Origin of the sequence: Bradyrhizobium sp. (assembly GCF_049691595.1) — a bacterium.
Lineage (GTDB): Bacteria > Pseudomonadota > Alphaproteobacteria > Rhizobiales > Xanthobacteraceae > Bradyrhizobium.
The window spans coordinates 1-3122 of the sequence record NZ_JBAVNZ010000529.1; the positions used below are offsets into that span (position 1 = coordinate 1).

General features: G+C 61.1%; 5 protein-coding genes. All 5 read right to left on the reverse strand.

Annotated elements, in window-relative coordinates; translation table 11 throughout:
- Positions 1 to 763: ATP-binding cassette domain-containing protein (locus WCE35_RS21415; protein WP_424595315.1), on the reverse strand; the 763-nt coding region annotated here is incomplete at its 3' end.
- On the reverse strand, positions 763 to 1230 hold the full coding sequence (locus WCE35_RS21420) for a type II toxin-antitoxin system VapC family toxin (RefSeq protein WP_424595316.1): 468 nt from the start codon (positions 1228 to 1230) through the stop codon (positions 763 to 765). The genes WCE35_RS21420 and WCE35_RS21415, both read right to left, overlap by 1 nt.
- The gene (locus WCE35_RS21425) at positions 1223 to 1450 is read right to left on the reverse strand and encodes a hypothetical protein (RefSeq protein ID WP_424595317.1); all 228 of its coding nucleotides are present in this window, start codon (positions 1448 to 1450) and stop codon (positions 1223 to 1225) included. Before WCE35_RS21425 ends, WCE35_RS21420 begins: the two co-directional genes overlap by 8 nt.
- 32 nt (positions 1451 to 1482) lie before the next feature.
- Complete coding sequence (locus WCE35_RS21430; RefSeq protein ID WP_424595318.1) at positions 1483 to 2661, reverse strand: ABC transporter permease; 1179 nt, start codon at positions 2659 to 2661, stop codon at positions 1483 to 1485.
- A partial coding sequence (locus WCE35_RS21435) for an ABC transporter permease subunit (protein ID WP_424595319.1) occupies positions 2661 to 3122 on the reverse strand: 462 nt, incomplete at its 5' end. The genes WCE35_RS21435 and WCE35_RS21430, both read right to left, overlap by 1 nt.

Below are 3122 nucleotides of genomic sequence, written 5' to 3' on the forward strand. Positions count from 1 at the left end.
GGCTTTGGGTATAGGCGGCCGCCGGCGCGCGCAGCACCTGCACGGTCGGCCCCTGCTCCATCTGCTTGCCGCCGAACATCACCAGCGTGCGGTCGGCGATGCGGCCGATCACGCCGATGTCGTGGGAGATGAAGATCAATGACATGCCCATGTCGGTGACGAGATCGTCGAGGATGTCGAGAATCTCCTTCTGCACGGTGACGTCGAGCGCCGTGGTCGGCTCGTCGGCGATCAGCAAATCCGGCTCGTTGGCGAGCGCCATCGCGATCATGACGCGCTGGCGCTGGCCGCCGGACAATTGATGCGGATAGCTCTGCAGCCGCGTCTCCGGCTCGGCGATGCCGACCTGGGTCAACAATTCGAGGGTCCGCGCCCGCGCCATCGATCCGCTGATGCCGTTGTGGAGGGCAAGAATCTCCCCGATCTGGGACTCGATGGTGTGGAGCGGATTGAGCGAGGTCATCGGCTCCTGGAAAATGATCGAGATGTCGTTGCCGCGGATTTCGCGCATCTCGCGTTCCGACGCCTTCAGGAGGTCGCGCCCCCTGAACAGGATGCTGCCGGAGGGGTGCGACGCCGACGGATAGGGCAACAGCCGCAGGATCGACAGCGCGCTGACCGACTTTCCGGAACCGGACTCGCCGACCAGCGCCACGCATTCGCCGCGCCTGATCGAGAACGAGATGCGATCGGCCGCGACCGAAGCGCCGAACGCCACCGAGAGGTCGCGGACATCGAGCAGCGGCTGGTTGATCGCGTCCATCAAGACAATTCCTTCAGCAAGCGGGTCAGGTCATCATGGTCGCATTTCAATCGCTCCATACCTTCCGGCATTCTGTTGAAATCCTTGTCCGCCGAGACGAAGAAACGGCAAAGGATGGCGGATGCAAGCTGGATGGCATCAGGCAGTTTCAGATTACCCGTCGCTCTCAGCGCGGCCGTCTCAATCAGTATATTGCGGCTCACAGGTATCAGCGCGACAAAGCCGCTCCACAAAAGCAGGTCGAGATATGCGCGGCGCTTGGTGTGAAGCGGCAGGGCACCCGCTTGCTTGGAGGGAGCGAGAACTTCCGCGAACGTAATCTCGCTGGTTGCCGCCATCCCGGCACGCTGGCGGCGAAGCGTTCTAATGAGAGTCTTCGCAGGAGCAGCTGCTTCGTCCAGACCCTCGACCGCTTTGATGAAGACGTTGGTGTCCAGGTAAATGAAACTGGAGGAGGCTTCAGTCATACCATTCGTCTCGTTGACGACGCAAATCATCATCAATTTCTGCGGCTGAACGTCGCCGGAAGCCTGTTAGAGAAAAAATCTCCTCAAGGCTCATCACTTTCTCCGGCCTGTTTTCCTCTTCGACGATGGTAATCGTGACGGTAGAAGAAGGATCCACGCCGGCTCGTAAATCCTCCGGAAGCTTCGACGCCGGATAGTGTTCCTTGACGATCCTGTTCATGGGGCACCTCGGAGGCTGAGATTATCACGTCTTTACCGGAACGTCTTGCGCGGATCGAAGGCGTCGCGCGCGGCTTCGCCGATGAAGATCAGCAGCGACAGCATGATCGCGACCGCGAAGAAGCCGGTGAAGCCGAGCCAGGGCGCCTGCACATTGGCCTTGGCCTGCGACAGCAATTCGCCGAGCGACGGCGAGCCCGGCGGCAGGCCGAAGCCGAGGAAATCCAGCGCGGTCAGCGTCATCACCGACGACGACACGATGAACGGCAGGAACGTCATGGTCGCCACCATCGCGTTCGGCAGCAGATGGCGGAACATGATCACTGGGTTGGACACGCCAAGCGCCCGGGCCGCCTGGATGTACTCGAAATTGCGCCCGCGCAGAAATTCCGCGCGCACCAGACCCACCAGCGACACCCATGAGAACAACAAGAGGATGCCGAGCAGGATGAAGAAGCCCGGCGGCAATACCGCCGAGATGATCAGCAGCAGATAAAGCGAGGGGATCGCGGTCCAGACCTCGATGAAACGCTGGAAGCCGAGATCGATCCAGCCGCCGAAATAACCCTGCACGCCGCCGGCGGCGATGCCGATGATCGAGGAGACGATGGTGAGGGTGAGACCGAACAGCACCGAGATGCGAAAACCGTAGATCAGCCGCGCCACCACGTCGCGGCCCTGATCGTCGGTGCCGAGCCAGTTATATTCGAGGTCGCGGCAGCTATTCAGGCCCTTCTTCTGCACCACCTCCTTGCACTGCGCCTCCGTCAGCATCCAGGTCGGCTTCGACGGCGCCGGCGTCGGCAGATCGAGGTTGTGGGTGTCGTAGGAATAGCGGATCAGCGGCCAGACGATGGCGCCGCCCTTGTCCGCGATCTGTTTCTGCAAGTATGGATCGCGATAGTCGGCGGCGGTCTCGAAGTCGCCGCCAAAAGTGGTTTCGGAATAGCTGACGAAGGCCGGCCAGTACAGATGGCCGTCATACTTGATGAGGAAGGGACGGTCGTTGGCGATCAGCTCGGCGAACAGGGAAACAAAGAACAGGATCAGGAAAATCCAGAACGACCAGTAACCCCTGCGGTTGGCCTTGAAGTTCTGCCAGCGGCGGCGGTTGAGCGGCGATAGCGCGAAGCGATGACGGGTCACCGCGATGGCTTCGCTGCGCGGCGACGGCGTCGTGGTCTCGACCGGCTGGGGCGCGGTGATCGTCATCAGACCTCCCGCGCCTCGAAATCGATCCGCGGATCGATCCACATGTAGGCCAGATCGGAGACCAGATTGACCACGAGACCGACCAGCGAAAAGATGAACAGCGTGCCGAACACCACCGGATAGTCGCGGTTCAGCACGCTCTCGAACCCGAGCAGCCCGAGACCATCGAGCGAGAAGATGGTTTCGATCAACAGCGAGCCGGAGAAGAAGGCGTGGATGAAGGCGCCCGGAAAACCCGCGATCACGATCAGCATGGCGTTGCGGAAGATGTGGTTGTACAGCACCTGCCGTTCGCTGCAGCCCTTGGCGCGCGCGGTCATGACGTATTGCTTGCGGATTTCGTCGAGGAACGAGTTCTTGGTCAGCAGCGTCATGGTGGCGAAGGCGGCAAGTCCGAGCGAGATAATCGGCAGCACCATGTGCCATAGATAGTCGAGGATCTGTTGCCACCACGGCATGAA